This window comes from Brevundimonas sp. TWP2-3-4b1, assembly GCF_049897665.1.
Taxonomy (GTDB): Bacteria; Pseudomonadota; Alphaproteobacteria; order Caulobacterales; family Caulobacteraceae; genus Brevundimonas; species Brevundimonas subvibrioides_B.
On the sequence record NZ_JAFCWQ010000001.1, the window covers coordinates 395,483 to 411,033 of the forward strand.

The 15,551-nt window shown below is 67.2% G+C and carries 18 protein-coding genes and 1 other RNA gene; 15 read left to right on the top strand and 4 right to left on the bottom strand.

Translation table 11 applies throughout. From position 1 onward, the window contains the following. Positions 1 to 13: 13 nt before the first annotated feature. The 5 genes from ACP7A5_RS01985 (at position 14) to ACP7A5_RS02005 (ending at position 3,721) form a co-directional block, all read left to right on the top strand. Positions 14 to 1,546, top strand: a complete 1,533-nt coding sequence (locus ACP7A5_RS01985; RefSeq protein ID WP_426040332.1) for a sensor histidine kinase — start codon at positions 14 to 16, stop codon at positions 1,544 to 1,546. A gap of 20 nt (positions 1,547 to 1,566) precedes the next feature. Further along, positions 1,567 to 1,968 carry a response regulator gene (locus ACP7A5_RS01990; RefSeq protein WP_426040408.1) on the top strand — a complete coding sequence of 134 codons (402 nt, stop codon included), beginning with the start codon at positions 1,567 to 1,569 and terminating at the stop codon, positions 1,966 to 1,968. Further along, positions 1,965 to 3,005 carry a sensor histidine kinase gene (locus ACP7A5_RS01995; RefSeq protein WP_426040333.1) on the top strand — a complete coding sequence of 347 codons (1,041 nt, stop codon included), beginning with the start codon at positions 1,965 to 1,967 and terminating at the stop codon, positions 3,003 to 3,005. Before ACP7A5_RS01990 ends, ACP7A5_RS01995 begins: the two co-directional genes overlap by 4 nt. Then, a complete protein-coding gene (locus ACP7A5_RS02000; RefSeq protein ID WP_426040334.1) occupies positions 3,002 to 3,451 on the top strand; it encodes an NUDIX domain-containing protein in 450 nt (149 codons plus the stop codon). Before ACP7A5_RS01995 ends, ACP7A5_RS02000 begins: the two co-directional genes overlap by 4 nt. Positions 3,452 to 3,541: 90 nt before the next feature. Then, positions 3,542 to 3,721, top strand: coding sequence for a CsbD family protein (locus ACP7A5_RS02005; protein WP_426038930.1), 180 nt, complete (start codon positions 3,542 to 3,544; stop codon positions 3,719 to 3,721). Between the two features lie 60 nt (positions 3,722 to 3,781). Here ACP7A5_RS02005 and ACP7A5_RS02010 read toward each other — a convergent pair whose 3' ends face one another. From ACP7A5_RS02010 to ACP7A5_RS02020, 3 genes are all read right to left on the bottom strand, one after another. Then, on the bottom strand, positions 3,782 to 4,276 hold the full coding sequence (locus tag ACP7A5_RS02010) for a hypothetical protein (protein ID WP_426040335.1): 495 nt from the start codon (positions 4,274 to 4,276) through the stop codon (positions 3,782 to 3,784). A gap of 81 nt (positions 4,277 to 4,357) precedes the next feature. Next, positions 4,358 to 5,536, bottom strand: coding sequence for a vWA domain-containing protein (locus ACP7A5_RS02015; protein WP_426040336.1), 1,179 nt, complete (start codon positions 5,534 to 5,536; stop codon positions 4,358 to 4,360). Between the two features lie 21 nt (positions 5,537 to 5,557). Beyond that, positions 5,558 to 6,079, bottom strand: a complete 522-nt coding sequence (locus tag ACP7A5_RS02020; protein WP_426040337.1) for a GNAT family N-acetyltransferase — start codon at positions 6,077 to 6,079, stop codon at positions 5,558 to 5,560. Between the two features lie 89 nt (positions 6,080 to 6,168). On the opposite strand from ACP7A5_RS02020, the gene ACP7A5_RS02025 reads away from it, so the two are divergent. The 6 genes from ACP7A5_RS02025 to dxs all read left to right on the top strand — a co-directional run bounded on the left by ACP7A5_RS02025 (position 6,169) and on the right by dxs (position 11,311). Continuing rightward, a complete protein-coding gene (locus ACP7A5_RS02025; protein WP_426040338.1) occupies positions 6,169 to 7,089 on the top strand; it encodes a histone deacetylase family protein in 921 nt (306 codons plus the stop codon). Between the two features lie 92 nt (positions 7,090 to 7,181). Beyond that, a complete protein-coding gene (locus ACP7A5_RS02030) occupies positions 7,182 to 7,769 on the top strand; it encodes a histidine phosphatase family protein (protein ID WP_426038935.1) in 588 nt (195 codons plus the stop codon). Between the two features lie 67 nt (positions 7,770 to 7,836). Next, positions 7,837 to 8,088 (top strand): exodeoxyribonuclease VII small subunit, encoded by a 252-nt coding sequence (locus ACP7A5_RS02035; RefSeq protein WP_303696330.1) that lies wholly within the window; start codon positions 7,837 to 7,839, stop codon positions 8,086 to 8,088. Continuing rightward, the gene (locus ACP7A5_RS02040) at positions 8,088 to 8,456 is read left to right on the top strand and encodes a tRNA-binding protein (RefSeq protein WP_426040339.1); all 369 of its coding nucleotides are present in this window, start codon (positions 8,088 to 8,090) and stop codon (positions 8,454 to 8,456) included. The genes ACP7A5_RS02035 and ACP7A5_RS02040 overlap by 1 nt, the downstream gene beginning before the upstream one ends. 53 nt (positions 8,457 to 8,509) lie before the next feature. After that, a complete protein-coding gene (locus ACP7A5_RS02045; protein ID WP_303696368.1) occupies positions 8,510 to 9,382 on the top strand; it encodes a polyprenyl synthetase family protein in 873 nt (290 codons plus the stop codon). A gap of 15 nt (positions 9,383 to 9,397) precedes the next feature. Further along, positions 9,398 to 11,311, top strand: a complete 1,914-nt coding sequence (gene dxs / locus ACP7A5_RS02050) for a 1-deoxy-D-xylulose-5-phosphate synthase (RefSeq protein ID WP_426040340.1) — start codon at positions 9,398 to 9,400, stop codon at positions 11,309 to 11,311. A 182-nt stretch (positions 11,312 to 11,493) separates the two neighbouring features. On the opposite strand, the gene panD is transcribed toward dxs, so the two are convergent. Beyond that, positions 11,494 to 11,850 carry an aspartate 1-decarboxylase gene (gene panD / locus ACP7A5_RS02055; RefSeq protein ID WP_426040341.1) on the bottom strand — a complete coding sequence of 119 codons (357 nt, stop codon included), beginning with the start codon at positions 11,848 to 11,850 and terminating at the stop codon, positions 11,494 to 11,496. Positions 11,851 to 12,068: 218 nt separating this feature from the next. On the opposite strand from panD, the gene sppA reads away from it, so the two are divergent. The 4 genes from sppA (at position 12,069) to rnpB (ending at position 15,485) form a co-directional block, all read left to right on the top strand. After that, positions 12,069 to 13,844 (top strand): signal peptide peptidase SppA, encoded by a 1,776-nt coding sequence (gene sppA, locus ACP7A5_RS02060; protein ID WP_426040342.1) that lies wholly within the window; start codon positions 12,069 to 12,071, stop codon positions 13,842 to 13,844. Between the two features lie 123 nt (positions 13,845 to 13,967). After that, positions 13,968 to 14,285 (top strand): hypothetical protein, encoded by a 318-nt coding sequence (locus ACP7A5_RS02065; RefSeq protein ID WP_303696324.1) that lies wholly within the window; start codon positions 13,968 to 13,970, stop codon positions 14,283 to 14,285. A 17-nt stretch (positions 14,286 to 14,302) separates the two neighbouring features. Further along, positions 14,303 to 15,064 (top strand): peptidoglycan recognition protein family protein, encoded by a 762-nt coding sequence (locus ACP7A5_RS02070; RefSeq protein WP_426040343.1) that lies wholly within the window; start codon positions 14,303 to 14,305, stop codon positions 15,062 to 15,064. A gap of 45 nt (positions 15,065 to 15,109) precedes the next feature. Then, an RNA gene (gene rnpB, locus ACP7A5_RS02075) (RNase P RNA component class A) lies at positions 15,110 to 15,485 on the top strand. Positions 15,486 to 15,551 lie beyond the last annotated feature (66 nt).

Consider the following 15,551-nt stretch of genomic DNA (forward strand, 5'->3'; position numbering starts at 1 on the left):
AAGCTTGCGCCATATGTCGTCGATCTTTCCCCAAACCCTCTCGCAGTTCGGCCGGTTCCTGCGCGAGGGGACGCTCGGCCGATCGATCTTCCTCCTGCTGGCGGGCGCGATCGCCCTGCTGCTGCTGGTCAACCTCTCGACCTTCATCCTGATCCAGCGCACCGCGGCCTTCAACGAGCAAGTCGACGCGACATGGCAGCTGCGTCGCGCGGCGCGGACCGTCCTGCTGAACATCAAGGACGCCGAGGCAGCCCAGCGCGGTTATCTGCTCACCGGCCAGACCAGCTTTCTGCTGACCTACGACCAGAGCGCCGAGGCCGCACCGCGGCTGCTCGAGCGGCTGACCGAGCTCGCCGGCGACGACGAGGTCGGTCAGGCTTCGGTGGAGTCCCTGACGCGGCTGTCGCGCGACAAATTCCTGGAGATGTCGAGCATCACTGACATGTCGCGGCGCGGGCAGAACGCCCAGGCGCGGGATCAGGTCCGCTCCGGTCGAGGCAAGACCTTGATGGAGCAGATGGACACCGAAATCTCCACCCTCGATTCTCAGCTCGGCGCCCGGCTGTCGGCCCAGCAGGCGAGGTCCGAGGGGTCCGCCGTCTTCACCATCATCGTCAACGCCCTTGCCGGCGTCCTGATTCTTGTCCTCGGCGGCATCGTCGCCATCCTGATTCGTCGATACCTGATGGACCTGGCGAGCGCGCGCGCCGATCTCGATCGCGTCAACGCCGGACTGGAGGATACGATCAAGGCCCGCACCGCCGCCCTGACCCGCGCCAATGAAGAGGTGCAGCGCTTCGCCTATATCGTCAGCCATGATCTGCGCTCGCCGCTCGTCAACGTCATGGGCTACACCGCCGAGCTGGAACAGGCCGGCAGGACCATCGACCTGCAGCTGACCAAGGTGGAGACCGTCGCGCCGGACCTGATCGAGAAGGACGCGATCGTCGCCGCGCGTGAGGACATGCCTGAGGCGATCGGCTTCATCCGCGCCTCAACCCAGAAGATGGACCGCTTGATCAACGCCATCCTGAAGCTGTCGCGCGACGGCCGGCGTGGTCTTGTCGCGGAAACGATCGACGTCGGCGAAATGGCCAGGGCCGCCGCCGACAGCATCCGCCATCAGTTGGAAGAGACCGGGACCGAGGTCGTGATCGGCGAAATGGTCGCCTTCGAAAGCGACCGTCTGGCGATCGAGCAGATCATCGGCAACCTGATCGAGAACGCCGTCAAATACTCGCACGCTTCCCGCCCCAACCGTATCGAGGTCAGCGGCCGCGATCTGGCTGGCGGGTGGGTCGAGATCGCCATCGCGGACCAGGGTCGTGGCATCGCACCCAGGGACCACGAACGCATCTTCGAACTGTTCCGCCGCTCAGGCCGCCAGGACCGTTCGGGCGAGGGGCTGGGGCTGGCCTTTGTGCGGAACAGCGTTCGCCGTCTCGGCGGCTCCATCGACGTCGAATCCGCGCTCGGCGAAGGCTCGACATTCCGTCTGAAATTCCCCAAACGCCTGATCCTCGACGAGGCCGGAGACACCCAGTGAGCAACCCCGTAAAGATCGTTATGGTCGAGGACGACCATGGGCACGCCAAGCTGATCGAAAAGAACATCCGCCGGGCCAACATCTCCAACGAGATCGTTCATTTCGACCACGGCCAGCCGGCGCTGGACTATCTGTTCAGCGAGGACGTCCGCGCCAACGGCCCGATGCTGATCCTGCTGGACCTGAACCTGCCGGACATGCAGGGCACCGACATCCTGGCCGAGGTCAAAAAGGACGAACGGCTGAAACGCGTCCCCGTCGTGGTGCTGACAACCACCGACGACAAGGTCGAGATCCAGCGTTGCTACGATCTGGGCTGCAACGTCTACATCACCAAGCCGGTGGACTATGAGAGCTTCGCCGGCGCCATCCGCCAGCTGGGCCTGTTCCTTTCCGTCATGCAAGCGCCCGAGATCGAATGACGACCGAAAGGCCGCCCATCCGGCTGCTCTACATCGACGACGACCGCGGCCTGTCGCGGCTCGTACAGAAGGAACTCGGCCGTCACGGCTATGAGGTCACTCTCGCCGCCGATGGAGACGCGGGCGTGGCGGCGCTGGATGCCGACGATTTCGATATCTGCGCGCTCGACCACTACATGCCCGGCCGGGACGGCCTCGACGTCCTGCCCGACATCCTGCATCGCCCCGCGCCCCCGCCTGTCGTCTATGTAACGGGGGCCCAGGAGGGCCGGATCGCCGTCGCCGCCCTGCGCGCCGGGGCCGCCGACTATGTCATCAAGGACGTGTCAGAGGACTTCACCGCCCTGCTGCGCTCGGCGCTCGAAGACGCCCTGCTGCGTCGCCGCCTCGAACGCGAGAACGAGGAGGCCCAGGAACAGGTCCGCATTGCCCGGGACCGCGCCGAGGCCATGCTGCGCGAGGTCAATCATCGCGTCGGCAATTCGCTCCAGCTCGTCTCGACCTTCATGTCGCTGCAACTGCGTCATATGGCCGACGAGGGCGCCCGCGATGCGCTCCGCGAAGCCCAGGCTCGCATTGAGGCCGTCGCCCATGTGCACCGCCGCCTTTACACCTCGGGCGACATGGAGACGGTGGACATGCAGGCCTATCTCGACGGTCTGGTCGGCGAGCTGACCAAGTCGCTGGGATCCGACGCCGCCTCGCCGAACATCACCCTTCAGGCCGAGCCGATGCGCGTCTCCACCGACCAGGCCGTGTCGCTGGGCGTCATCGTCACCGAACTGGTCACCAACGCAGTGAAATACGCCTATGCGACCGGCGAGGCGGGCGAGATCCGTGTCAGCCTGGCGCCCGACCCTTCGGGCCGCGCCATCCTGACGGTCGAGGACGATGGCCCGGGCCTGGGCGACGGCAAGCCCAAGGGCACTGGCCTCGGCGGCAAGATCATCACCGCCATGGCCTCGGGCCTGCGTTCCGCCGTGGAGTTCGACGGCGCCCACAAGGGCGTCCGCGCCCGTCTGGCCTTCGACCTGTGAAGCCCTCGCTCCAGTTCGGCCGCGCCGACGACGGCGTCGATTATCTGTTCCGCCCCGCGACCTTCGGCCTGGTCTTTCATGATGAGAAGATCGCCTGCGTCCGCGTCACTCGCGACACCCCCTACTACGACCTGCCCGGCGGCGCGGTGGACGGCGACGAGACCGAGGAACAGGCCCTGGTCCGCGAGTACGGCGAAGAGACCGGCATGAGCGTCCGCCTGATCGAGCGCATCGCCGAGGCCGGGCAGTTTTTCCGCAAGTCCGACGGCGAGGCGGTCAACAATGTCGGCGGCTTCTGGGTCGCCGGGATGCTCGCGCTCGATCCGTCGAGGAAGGTCGAGGACGACCACGAACTGGTCTGGCTGCATCCGCGCACGGCGCTGGCCGAACTGCGGCACGACGCCCACGCCTGGGCCGTGGCCCGGTGGTTGAGGCACAAGGCCTAAGCATCGCCATACGGAACGGCAATGGCCTTTGTCCGCTCTCCAAGGTGAAGCGCCGCCGCCGGGGCGACGCCAGTACCAGGAGCTCCCCCCATGGCTGACAATGATCGCATCGAAGGCGCCGCAAAGAATATGGGCGGCAAGATCAAGGAAGGCGTCGGCAACGTGACCGGCGACGAGAAGCTGAAAGCCGAAGGCAAGGCCGAACAGGTCGAAGGCAAGGTCCAGAACACCATCGGCGGCATCAAGGACGCCATCAACGAAAAGCACTGACAACCGTCAGAGTCGAAACATGAAAGGCCGTCCCTCGGGGCGGCCTTTTTCTGTCCGGGCTCAGTCCTTGCCGAACAGCCGGACCGACAATCCACGGTCGCCCGCGTTCTCCGCGCGGCAATCGGTGACGAAGGCCACCGATTCGCCCTGACGCTGCGGACGGGGACGGCAGTCGGGAACAGGTGGCGTCGCGGTTGCCGCCGCCTGTCGCTCAGGCGTACCGCACTGGACCGGATAGGCGCCGTCGTCGCCCGGCGTGGCCAGGCATGGCACCGGTTCGCCCGCAGGCCTCAATCCCGCCGGCAACCGGTCGCCCAGCACCGCTGACAGCTCGGTCCGCACCCTCGCCTGACAGACATCCAGCGGTTCGCGGCTCACCAGCGGACTGCACTGCGATCGTTCCCAGGCGAACGGATCGGCCAGCGCCCAGGCGGGTAGGGTTGTCGAGACGATGGCAGGTTCTGGTCGGGGATCGAGGTCCGGTGCGGGCGCCTGCCAGCTCACCGCCCCTGCGGCCTGTTGCATCACCAGGGTCATGGCGAAAACGGTCAGCATTCTGAGCCCTCCTGAACAGCCGCGAGGTTCGCATGAAACGTGGGTTTGGACACCTCACGCCTGCGTGTCAGCGAACCCGTCCTAGCGCGTCAGCGCCCGCATGGCCCGGTCCAGTCCGTCAAGCGTCAGTGGATACATCCGCTCGTCCATGACCTCGCTGAGCAGCTTCACCGACGCCGTATAGCTCCAGAACCGCTCGGCCACGGGGTTTAGCCACACCGACTTGTCCCATTGCAGCCGCGCGCGCCGCATCCAGACCGCGCCGGCCTCCTCGTTCCAGTGCTCGACCGAGCCGCCGGGCATGGTGACCTCATAGGGGCTCATGGTCGCGTCGCCGACGAAGATCGCCCGCCAGTCGCCGGGATATTTGTTCAGCAGGTCCCAGGTCGGGATCTTCTCGCCATGGCGACGCCGGTTGTCCTTCCACACACCCTCGTAGAGGCAGTTGTGGAAGTAGAAGAACTCCAGGTTCTTGAACTCGGTCTTGGCGGCGGAAAACAGCTCTTCGCACAGCTTGATATGCCCATCCATCGACCCGCCGACGTCGAGGAACAGCAACACCTTGATGGTGTTCCGCCGCTCCGGCCGCATGCGGATGTCGAGCCAGCCCTGGCGCGCGGTGCCGTCAATGGTGCCGTCGATGTCCAGTTCCTCGGCCGCGCCTTCGCGTGCGAACCGGCGCAGGCGACGCAGGGCGACCTTGATGTTGCGCGTCCCCAGTTCGACCGTGTCGTCCAGGTTCCTGTATTCGCGCTTCTCCCAGACCTTGACCGCGCGACCTTGTTTGGCCGGTCCGCCGATGCGCACGCCCTCGGGGTTGTAGCCGCCATGGCCGAACGGGCTGGTCCCGCCGGTGCCGATCCACTTGTTCCCGCCCTCGTGGCGCTTCTCCTGCTCCTCCATCCGCTGTTTCAGCGTTTCCATCAGCTTCTCGAAGCCGCCCAGCGCCTCGATCTCGGCCTTCTCCTCCTCGGTCAGAAATTTTTCGTTGAGCAGTTTCAGCCAGTCCTCGGGTACGTCCAGGCTGGGTTCCTCCCCCGCCCCGATCGTTTCGATCCCCTTGAACACCGCGCCGAACACCTGGTCGAACCGGTCGTAGTGTTTCTCGTCCTTGACCAGCACCGCGCGTGACAGGTGGTAGAAGTCCTCGACCCGTCCCCCCGCCACGTCCTTGTCCATGGCCTCCATCAGATGGAGCCATTCCTTGGTCGAGACCGGAACTTTCGCCTGGCGCAGGGCGGTGAAGAAGGGGAGGAGCATGGCTGAAACCCTGGACCCAGGTCAGCCGCGCCGCAAGATGAACTCGTCGTCCCGCCAGGCGCCGACGGGGTACTGGTACTCGCCCGCCTTCGTGAATCCGTAGGCCGCGTAAAGCTTCTGGGCCTTCAGATTCCCGTTCCAGACACCGATCCACAGAGGCCCGGTGCTGTTGGCGTCCATCCAGCCCAGCGACAGCTTGAGCAGTTGGGTTCCGAGACCCAGCCCCTGTGCCGGTTTTCCGACGTAGAGCCTTCTCAGTTCCATCTGGCTCGGCGCGCTTTCGGGGTGGGGCAGGGTGTTGGGCCCCGCATTGGCGAAGGCCAGCAGGTCGCCGCCGCGCTCCGCCACCCACCAGGCTGCGTCCGGTTCGGCGAGTTTCCTGGCGGTGGCCTCGGCGCTGAAGCTGGCGTCAAGGAAGGCCGCCAGGTCGTCGGCAGGGTAGGGGATGGCGAATCCGTCTTCGGCCACGAAGGTGTCGATGAAAGTCTGGCGTCCCAGCGCGCCGAGCGCTGCGGCGTCTTCGGGGCGAGGGGGGCGGATCACGGCGTCTGTCATCTGGAGGGTTTCGCTTGGTCGACGCGATCGCTCAACATTTTATTCCGTGCATCCCGATGCGCTTGTAAGCTGACGCGATGTCCGTCGCCCTGTTCACCCACACCGACATGATCGCCCACGCCCCCGGCGCGGGTCACCCCGAACGGCCCGAGCGCCTCGCCGCCGTCCTCGCCGCCCTGGAGGACGCCGACTTGAAGCTGGATCGCCGCGAGGCCACCGAGGCCGCCGTCGCTGATCTCGAGCGCATCCACCCCGCCGCCTACGTCGCCCGCATGATCGAGGCCTCGCCCTCGACCGGCCGGGCCCAGCTCGACGCCGACACCATCCTGTCGCCGGGCAGCGTCCGCGCCGCCCGTCTCGCCGCCGGCGCCGCCATCGACGCTGTTCGGGCCATCGCCGCCGGCCAGACCCAACGCGCCTTCGCCGCCGTCCGCCCACCCGGCCACCATGCCGAACCGGACCAGGCCATGGGCTTCTGCCTCTTCTCCAACGTCGCTGTCGCCGCCCGTGTGGCTCAGTCTCTCGGCCTGGCCCGGGTCGCGGTCGTCGATTTCGACGTCCACCACGGCAATGGCACCCAGGCGGCGTTCGAGGCCGACCCGACCCTGTTCCTAGCCTCCATCCACCAGATGCCCCTCTATCCAGGCACCGGCGCGCCCTCGGAGACGGGGGTCGGCAATATCGTCAATGCGCCCGTCGAGCCGCACGCCGCCCGCGAATCATGGCGCGCCACTTTCTCCGGGGGACTGATATCGGCGCTCGACGCCTTCGCTCCGGGTCTTGTGATCATTTCCGCCGGTTTCGACGCCCACCGGCGGGATCCGCTCGCCCACCAGAGCCTTGAGGCTGAAGATTTCGCCTGGGCGACCCGCGCAGTGCTGGAGGTCGCGCGGCGGCATTGCGGCGGCAAGGTTGTCTCTTCGCTGGAGGGCGGTTACGACCTCGAAGGACTGGGCCAATCGGCCCTCGCCCATGTGCGGGCCCTGGGGGAGGCGTAAGGAAGGTCCATGTCGGCACCCGGTTATCCTGGGCCGTCTTCCCTTTCATCCGCAGCATGACGTCAGACAGTGTCGAACAAGATGCCGGCCAGATGCTGAAGCCTTCGCGCCCCGGCTCGATCACCCTCGCCCGTCATGGCGAGCCGGCCCTGTCGCGAAAGTGCATGTTGACGTCCGACCAGTACCGCGACTGGTGGGCGAAGTATGAGCTCGGCGGCCTCCTGGCCGGCCAGACTCCCCCGCCGGAACTGCTGACCACAGCGGCCGGTGCCGGCGTCATCTTCGCCTCGACCCGCCAGCGCGCCCAGGAAACCGCGCTCGCGATCTCGGCGGGCCGCGAGATCACCTCGGACGTCATGTTCATCGAGGCGCCCCTGCCGCCGCCGCACTTCCCGTCGTGGTTCAAGCTGCCGCCGAAATACTGGGGCGCGGTGGCCCGCTTCTGGTGGCACGCCTTCGACCACCACGATGGACAGGAAACCCGGGCCCAGGCCGAGGTTCGGGCCGAACAGGCGGCGCAGCGGCTGATCGCCCGCTCCGAGGCCGGCGAGGACGTGCTGGTCCTGGCCCACGGCTATTTCAACCACATGGTCGGCGGACGACTGAAGGCTGACGGCTGGAAGCTGGTTCACAACCAGGGTTTCAAATACTGGTCCCAGCGTCGCTACGAGCGCGGCTGAAAGCCGTTTACCCCGCGAGGCCTGTTCCCCGTTGAAGCGAAAGCGGCTCGCCTCTAGGGTCGCTCCAATGTCAGACGCAGCGCCCTCCATTCCCGCCGATCTCAGCTTCGAGGACGCCCTGTCGCGTCTGGAGACCATCGTCTCGCGCCTGGAGTCCGGCCAGGCACCGCTGGAGGAATCCATCAGCCTCTACGAGCAGGGCGCGAAGCTGAAGCAGCATTGTGAGGCCCGTCTGAAGGCTGCCCAGCTGCGGGTCGACAAGATCGTCGTCGGCGCGGACGGCTCCGCCAAGGGCGTCGAACCGGCCGAGTTCAGCTGATGACCAATGCCGTCGCCGCCAGCCCTGTCGCCGACCGCATCGCCTTCGACGACTTCATGAAGGTCGATATCCGCATCGGCGAAGTCCTCCGCGCCGAGCCGTTCCCGGAGGCGCGGAAGCCCGCCTACAGGCTGACCATCGACTTCGGACCCGACATCGGGGTGAAGCGCTCATCGGCCCAGATCACCCGCCACTACACCCTGGACCAACTGACCGGCCGCAAGGTGGCGGCAGTGGTGAACTTCGTGCCGCGCCAGATCGGTCCCTTCATGTCAGAGGTCCTGACGCTCGGCTTCCCGGACGCGGACGGCGAGGTCGTGCTGGCCGGCGTCGATCGCGATGCGGTGATAGGCGGGAGGCTGTTTTGACCCAGCCGCCTCTCGCGAAACCCCACGCCGCCAACTCTCCGGAGCAGTCCGTCATCGACCGTGTCGCCGAGGTCGCAGACCTCGTCACCGTGGCGCTGGACGAGCTTCTGCCCCGCGCCGACGGGCCGGAGTCCCGCCTGACCGAGGCCATGCGCTATGCGGCGCTCGGGCCCGGCAAGCGGCTGCGTCCCTATTTCGCGATGGAGGCGGCCCGGCTGTTCGACATCGAGGAGCGTCCGGTGCTGCGCGCCGCTTGCGCCCTGGAATGCGTCCACGCCTATTCGCTGGTCCACGACGACCTGCCGGCGATGGACAATGACGACATGCGTCGCGGCCGGCCGACGCTGCACATCGCCTATGACGAGGCGACGGCCATTCTCGCTGGCGACGCGCTCCAGACCGCCGCCTTCGACATCATCCTGCACCCCGACACCCATGAGGACGCCGCCATCCGCTGCGCCCTCGCGGCCCGGCTGTCGCTGGCCTCCGGCGCACGCGGCATGGCCGGCGGCCAGATGATCGACCTGCTCGGAGTCCGCGACGACCTGGGCGGCGTCGCCCGGATGCAGCGGCTGAAGACCGGCGCCCTGTTTACCTACGCCTTTGAGATCCCGCTGATCATCGCCGGCGCGCGCGACAACCAGTGCCAGGCTCTGACCAGCTTCGCCCACGACATCGGCCTGGCGTATCAGATCGTCGACGACCTGCTGGACGTGGACGGCGACGAGGACATCCTGGGCAAGGCCGCCAATGGCAAGGACGCCGCCCAGGGCAAGACCAATTTCGTCACCCTGCTGGGCGTCGACGCGGCGCGACATCGCGTCGCGCACCTCGCCGATCAGGCCCGCAGCCACCTCGACGTGTTCGGTTCCGACGCTGAAAATCTCAAGGCGAGCGTGGACTTCGTGCTAAACCGTCGGTCTTGACGCGCGTTAGAGTTATTGATGTCTGACACCCCCCTGCTCGACAAGGTCCACACCCCCGCTGACATGCGCGGCTTCGACGCTGCGCAGTTGCGTCAGCTGGCGGACGAGTTGCGGGCCGAGACGATCGACGCGGTCTCCACGACCGGCGGTCACCTCGGCGCCGGCCTCGGCGTAGTCGAGCTGACCGTCGCCCTGCACCATGTGTTCGAGACGCCGAAGGACATCCTCATCTGGGACGTCGGTCACCAGTGCTATCCGCACAAGATCCTGACCGGCCGCCGCGACCGCATCCGCACCCTCCGCCAGCCCGGCGGCCTCAGCGGCTTTACCAAGCGCAGCGAGAGCGAATACGACCCGTTCGGTGCGGCCCACGCCTCCACCTCGATCAGCGCCGCCCTCGGCTTCGCCGCCGCCCGCGACCAGAAGGGCGAGAAGAACAAGGTCGTGGCCGTCATCGGCGACGGCTCCTTGTCTGCAGGTATGGCCTACGAGGCGATGAACAACGCGGCCGAGACGACCGGCCAGTTGACCGTCATCCTCAACGACAACGACATGTCGATCGCCCCTCCGGTCGGCGGGATGAGCGCCTATCTCGCCAAACAGGTTTCTGGCGGCGCCTACAGGAACCTGCGCGAGTTCGGCAAGAAGGTCGCCGAACACATGCCACGCCCGTTCCGCAATGCGGCGCGCAAGGCCGAGGAATATGCGCGCGGCATGATCGTCGGCGGCACCTTCTTCGAGGAGCTCGGCTTCTACTACATCGGCCCGGTCGACGGGCACGACATGGACAACCTCGTTCCGATCCTGAAAAACGCCGCCGCCATCACCGACCGCCCGGTCCTGGTCCACGTCGTGACACAGAAGGGCAAGGGCTACGCCCCGGCCGAAAGCAGCGCCGACAAGCTGCATGCGGTGGTCAAGTTCGACGTGGTCTCGGGCAAGCAGAACAAGTCCGTGTCCAACGCTCCCAGCTACACAAAGGTGTTCGGCGCCGAACTGATCAAGCGAGCCGCTCACGATCCTGCGATCGTCGCCATCACCGCCGCCATGCCATCGGGCACCGGCCTCGACCTGTTCGGCCAGGCCTTCCCGGACCGCACCTATGACGTCGGCATCGCCGAGCAGCATGCGGTCACCTTCGCCGCTGGCCTCGCCGCCGACGGGATGAAGCCGTTCTGCGCCATCTATTCGACCTTCCTTCAGCGCGGCTACGACCAGGTCGTCCACGATGTGGCGATCCAGAAGCTGCCGGTCCGTTTCGCCATGGACCGCGCCGGTCTGGTCGGCGCCGACGGCTGCACCCACGCGGGCAGTTTCGACATCGGCTACATGGGCGCGCTTCCGGGCATGGTGCTGATGGCCGCGGCGGACGAAGCCGACCTCGCCGCCATGATCGCGACAGCCTGCGAGATCGACGACCGCCCGTCCGCCTTCCGCTATCCGCGTGGCGACGGCGTCGGCGTGGAAATTCCCGAACTGTCCGCCCCGCTGGAGATCGGTCGCGGCCGGATCGTCCGCGAAGGCACGGCCGTCGCCATCCTGTCCTTCGGCACCCGCCTGCAGGAATCGCTCAAGGCCGCCGATATCCTGGCCGCCCACGGGGTCTCGGCCACCGTCGCCGACGCCCGCTTCGCCAAGCCCCTCGACCACGACCTGATCACCCGCCTGGCGCGTGAGCACGAAGCCCTGATCACGGTGGAGGAGGGCGCAATGGGCGGCTTCGGCGCCTTCGTGCTTCAGTATCTGGCCGGGGCAGGCGCCCTGGATGCGGGCCTCAAGATACGGACGCTGCACCTGCCCGACGTCTTCCAGGACCAGGACAGCCCGGCGGCGCAGTACGCCGAGGCGGGACTGGACGCGGAGCATATCGCGGCGTCGGCGCTGAAGGCGCTGGGGGTGGCCGCCGCGCGCGGGGCGGTGAGGGCCTAGCCCCTCTCCCCTTGCGGGAGAGGGAGCCTGCGCACGACGGCGTCAGCCGTCGTTCTTGCGCGGTCGGGTGAGGGGTCAGACCGGCCGGTGGTCAAGGTTCAGGAGAGATGATCGGTGAGGTCCGCGTGACCCTCATCCGTCAGCCTTCGGCTGCCACCTTCTCCCGCAAGGGGAGAAGGAAACTAGGCGGCGTTCTTGATCGCATTGCCTTCGTCCAGCAGCACTACGTTTGGCGACCACTGGCGCGCTTCTTCGGCCGGCAACTGGCCATAGGTCACCACGATGATCTTGTCGTTCTTCTGCACCAAGCGCGCGGCGGCGCCGTTGACGCCGATGACCCTCGACCCGCGGGGGGCCTCGATCGCATAGGTCGTGAAGCGCGCGCCGTTGGTGATGTTCAGCACATCGACCTGCTCGTTGGGGAAGATCCCGGCCGCATCCAGCAGGTCGCCGTCAATGGCGATGGAGCCTTCGTAGTCGAGATCGGCCTGGGTCACCGTCGCGCGGTGCAGCTTGGCCTTCATCAGGGTGACCAGCATGGGAGGTGCGGTCCAGTCATGACGCGGGGCATAGGCCCCCGCTCGCAGGTCGCTGATATGGGATTTCCCGGCCCGCCATCAATCGCAATGCTGCGATTGCAGAATGACCTGCCCTTACGGATTCCCCTGTTGCACCACGTTCATTTGACCGCAACGCCGCGGTCCCTATGTTCAGGCCCAGGCCGACCCTGGCCGCCGGACCGGACGCCCCCTCGCCCATGAAACAATTCTTCCTGACGGTGCTTGGTGTCTTCACCGGCCTGATCCTGTTCCTCGTCGTTCTGCCGATCGTGCTGATCATCGCGGCTGCGGCCTCGTCGAGCGAGCCGGCCACGCCCGCCAACGCCGTCCTCGAGCTGGACCTGCGCGAAGGCCTCACCGACCAGGTCTCGACCAATCCCTTCGCCGCCTTCGGCGGCTCGGGCCTCTCCGTCGTCGGCATTGTCGACACCCTGGCCCAGGCGGAAAAGGACACCCACGTCAAAGTTCTGCTGATCCGCTTGCCGGAAGCGGGCCTCGCCCCGGCCGCCGCCGACGAGATCCGTCAGGCCGTCCGCCGCTTCCGCGCCTCGGGCAAGCCGGTCATAGCCCACTCCCAGGGCTTCATGCCCGTCGGCACGGTGATCTCCAGCTATATGGTCGGGGCCGCCGCCTCCGAGCTGTGGATGCAGAACACCGCCAACTTCCAGGCGACGGGTTTTTCGGCCGACAGCGTCTTCCTGGGGCGCGCCTTTGAACGCTACGGCGTCCGCGCCGAGTTCGAGCAGCGCTACGAGTACAAGAATGCCGTCAACGAGTTCACCCAGTCCGACTACACCGGCCCCCACCGCGAGGCGATGACGGCCTGGATGACATCGATCTACGACTCCGCCCTCGCCAACGCCGCCGTCGACCGCAGGGTCGAGGCGCCGGCGCTGAAGACCACGATCGAAGCCGGCCCCTATTCCGCAACCCAGGCGCTCCAGCTGAAGCTGATCGACAAGATCGGTCAGGTCGAGGAGGCCGAGGCCGAGGCCAGGCGTCGCGCGGGCAAGGGCGCCGACATCATCGAATTCTCCGACTACGCTTCGTCCCAGGGCGAGCGCATGGGCTCCGGCCGCGACGCCATCGCCATCGTTGGCGGTGAGGGCGCGATCATGACCGGGACGGGCGGAAGCGGCGGCTTCGGCGGCGGATCCTCGATCCATTCCGACGTTACGGCCGAGGCTATCTACGACGCCATCGAGGACCGGTCGGTGAAGGCCATCGTATTCCGCGTCTCCTCGCCGGGCGGCTCGCCGGAGGCCTCCGAACAGATCCTGGCCGCCGTCCGCGCGGCCAAGGCGGCGGGCAAGCCGGTCGTGGTCTCGATGGGCGACTATGCGGCTTCGGGCGGCTACTGGATTTCGTCGGAGGCGAACTGGATCGTGGCCCAGCCCTCGACCCTGACGGGTTCGATCGGCGTCTTCGGCGGCAAGTTCGTGGTGTCCGAGGCGCTCGGCCGCTTCGGCGTCGACCTGCGCGGCCTGTCGGTCGGCGGCGAATACTCCAACGCCTTCAGCCCCTCGTCCGGCTTCTCCGAATCGCAGCGTGCGGCCTTCTCCACCTCGATGGATCGCACCTACGAGGAGTTCGTCCAGCGCGTTTCCACCGGCCGCCGCATCCCGATCGCCCGCGTGCGCGAAATCGCCCGCGGCCGCGTCTGGACGGGAGCCCAGGGCAAGACCCTGGGCCTCGTCGATCAACTGGGCGGTCTGACCGAGGCCATCGGCAAGGCGAGGGAATTGGCCGGGATTCCCGAGTCGCAGTCGGTCCGCTTCAAACGCTTCCCCACGCCCCAGTCGCCGTGGGAAGCGCTGTCGTCGGCCTTTGGCGTCCAGTCCGAGGCCGCCCGGAGCCTCGTCGCCCTCGGCGGCGTCATGGCCGACCCGCGCGCCCAGGCCGTCCTGTCGCGCGTCGAGACCGAGCGGATGCGTGGGCAGGGGGCCTCGGTCCTCGCCGACCAGCCTCTGTAATCCTCCCCCGTCGGGGTGCGGCGATTAACACTCGCCTGTGAAGCGGCCGGTCATTGACCGTTCGCCTCTGTGGACCGACATTGGTGTTCAGGCGTTCTGCGGGACGCTCGACAAGGAATAGAGATGACGCAGGATCCGTTCGCCACCCTCGGTTTTCAGAATCGCCGTCGGCCCCAAGGGCTGCTCGCGCCGATCATGTGGCTGTGCGGCCTGATCGCGACCGTGGCGGCTCTGACCGTAGGGGCGCTGCTGGCGGTCTTCACGGCCGCCGCCGTCGCCGTGATCGCCCTCTGCGCCAGTATCCTGATCTTCTTCGCCGGACTGGCCATGCGGGCCCGTCGTCGCGTCACCGTCCGCGCCCGGCGCAATGACGATGTGATCGAGGCCGAGAAGGTCGGCGACACCTGGGTCGCCTACGGCTGGGAACGTCCCCATCGCTAGGCATCGGCGCTAAGCCCATGCCGACTATCGCCGAAGCGCCTTCGCCCAATTTCGACCAGCGTCGCGGTCCGCCCGACATGGTCCTGCTCCACTACACCGGCATGCAGACCGCTGAGGCCGCCGTCGCGCGCCTGCGCGATCCGGAGGCCAGGGTCTCGGCCCACTATGTCGTGGACGAGGACGGCCGCATCCTGTGTCTCGTGCCCGAGCAGCGCCGCGCCTGGCACGCCGGCAAGTCCTGGTGGAAGGGCGAGACCGACATCAACGCCGTCTCCATCGGCATCGAGATCGTCAATCCGGGCCATGAGTTTGGCTATCGCGATTTTCCAGATGCCCAGGTCGCCTCCGTCATCGAACTGATCGACGGGATCCGCGCTCGCTGGGCCATTGAGGACGCCCGCATCCTCGGCCACTCTGACGTCGCGCCGGCCCGGAAACAGGATCCCGGCGAACGCTTCCCGTGGAAGACCCTCGCCGCCCATCGCCAGGGCCTGTGGTTCGAACCCGCCCCCGAGCGCATCGCCGCCCTTGGCCCGCCCCTGACGATCGGCGACGAAGGCCTCGGCGTCCACGTCCTGCAGGCCGGACTGCACCGCCTGGGCTACGAGCCTCTGCCAGACGGCAAATACACCGACGAGACACGCATCATTGTCGAGGCCTTCCAACGCCACTGGCGTCCGTCGAAGGTCGACGGCATCGCCGACGGCGAGACCCGCGCGACGCTGATGGGCGTGCTGCAGCTGGCGACGGCCGATAGTGTGACCGGCGTGCTGAACTGACGCCCGGCGTTGACCTTCGCCGCCTGAGCGCGCACTGAACCCCCGCCAGACGGCCGGGCGGTCGCGGCGGGACTTGCTCCCGTCGAGGAAAGTCCGGGCTCCACGGTGAAAAGGCGGCGGGTAATGCCCGCCCGGGGCGACCCGAGGGACAGCGCCACAGAAAGCAAACCTCCTGCGTTTCGACGCGGGTAAGGGTGAAAGGGTGGGGTAAGAGCCCACCGCGTTGCTGGTAACAGCGACGGCATGGCAAGCCCCGCCTGGAGCAAGACCGAATAGGGACGTCGCGCGACTTCGGTCGCAGGGTTCACCGCCCGAGGCGTCCGGGTAGGTCGCGAGAACCGTCCGGCAACGGGCGGTCCAGAGGAATGATCGTCACCGCTTTCGGGCGGAACAGAACCCGGCTTACAGGCCGTCTGGCATTTTGATCCTTGTTGGGGGCTGCCGCTCGCGACGCGGTCGCTCGCTGCTTTAGCCCGATGAGGGCAGT

What these genes read in the sequence shown, in the direction of transcription:
- ACP7A5_RS02025 (WP_426040338.1), top strand. Translation starts at nt 6,169, where the DNA reads ATGTCCGTCGCCCTGTTCACCCACACCGACATGATCGCCCACGCCCCC.
- ACP7A5_RS02030 (WP_426038935.1), top strand. Translation starts at nt 7,182, where the DNA reads ATGCTGAAGCCTTCGCGCCCCGGCTCGATCACCCTCGCCCGTCATGGC.
- ACP7A5_RS02040 (WP_426040339.1), top strand. Translation starts at nt 8,088, where the DNA reads ATGACCAATGCCGTCGCCGCCAGCCCTGTCGCCGACCGCATCGCCTTC.
- ACP7A5_RS01995 (WP_426040333.1), top strand. Translation starts at nt 1,965, where the DNA reads ATGACGACCGAAAGGCCGCCCATCCGGCTGCTCTACATCGACGACGAC.
- sppA (WP_426040342.1), top strand. Translation starts at nt 12,069, where the DNA reads ATGAAACAATTCTTCCTGACGGTGCTTGGTGTCTTCACCGGCCTGATC.
- ACP7A5_RS02005 (WP_426038930.1), top strand. Translation starts at nt 3,542, where the DNA reads ATGGCTGACAATGATCGCATCGAAGGCGCCGCAAAGAATATGGGCGGC.
- ACP7A5_RS02015 (WP_426040336.1), bottom strand. Translation starts at nt 5,536, where the DNA reads ATGCTCCTCCCCTTCTTCACCGCCCTGCGCCAGGCGAAAGTTCCGGTC.
- ACP7A5_RS01990 (WP_426040408.1), top strand. Translation starts at nt 1,567, where the DNA reads ATGGTCGAGGACGACCATGGGCACGCCAAGCTGATCGAAAAGAACATC.
- panD (WP_426040341.1), bottom strand. Translation starts at nt 11,850, where the DNA reads ATGCTGGTCACCCTGATGAAGGCCAAGCTGCACCGCGCGACGGTGACC.
- ACP7A5_RS02070 (WP_426040343.1), top strand. Translation starts at nt 14,303, where the DNA reads ATGCCGACTATCGCCGAAGCGCCTTCGCCCAATTTCGACCAGCGTCGC.
- ACP7A5_RS02010 (WP_426040335.1), bottom strand. Translation starts at nt 4,276, where the DNA reads ATGCTGACCGTTTTCGCCATGACCCTGGTGATGCAACAGGCCGCAGGG.
- ACP7A5_RS02035 (WP_303696330.1), top strand. Translation starts at nt 7,837, where the DNA reads ATGTCAGACGCAGCGCCCTCCATTCCCGCCGATCTCAGCTTCGAGGAC.
- ACP7A5_RS02065 (WP_303696324.1), top strand. Translation starts at nt 13,968, where the DNA reads ATGACGCAGGATCCGTTCGCCACCCTCGGTTTTCAGAATCGCCGTCGG.
- ACP7A5_RS01985 (WP_426040332.1), top strand. Translation starts at nt 14, where the DNA reads ATGTCGTCGATCTTTCCCCAAACCCTCTCGCAGTTCGGCCGGTTCCTG.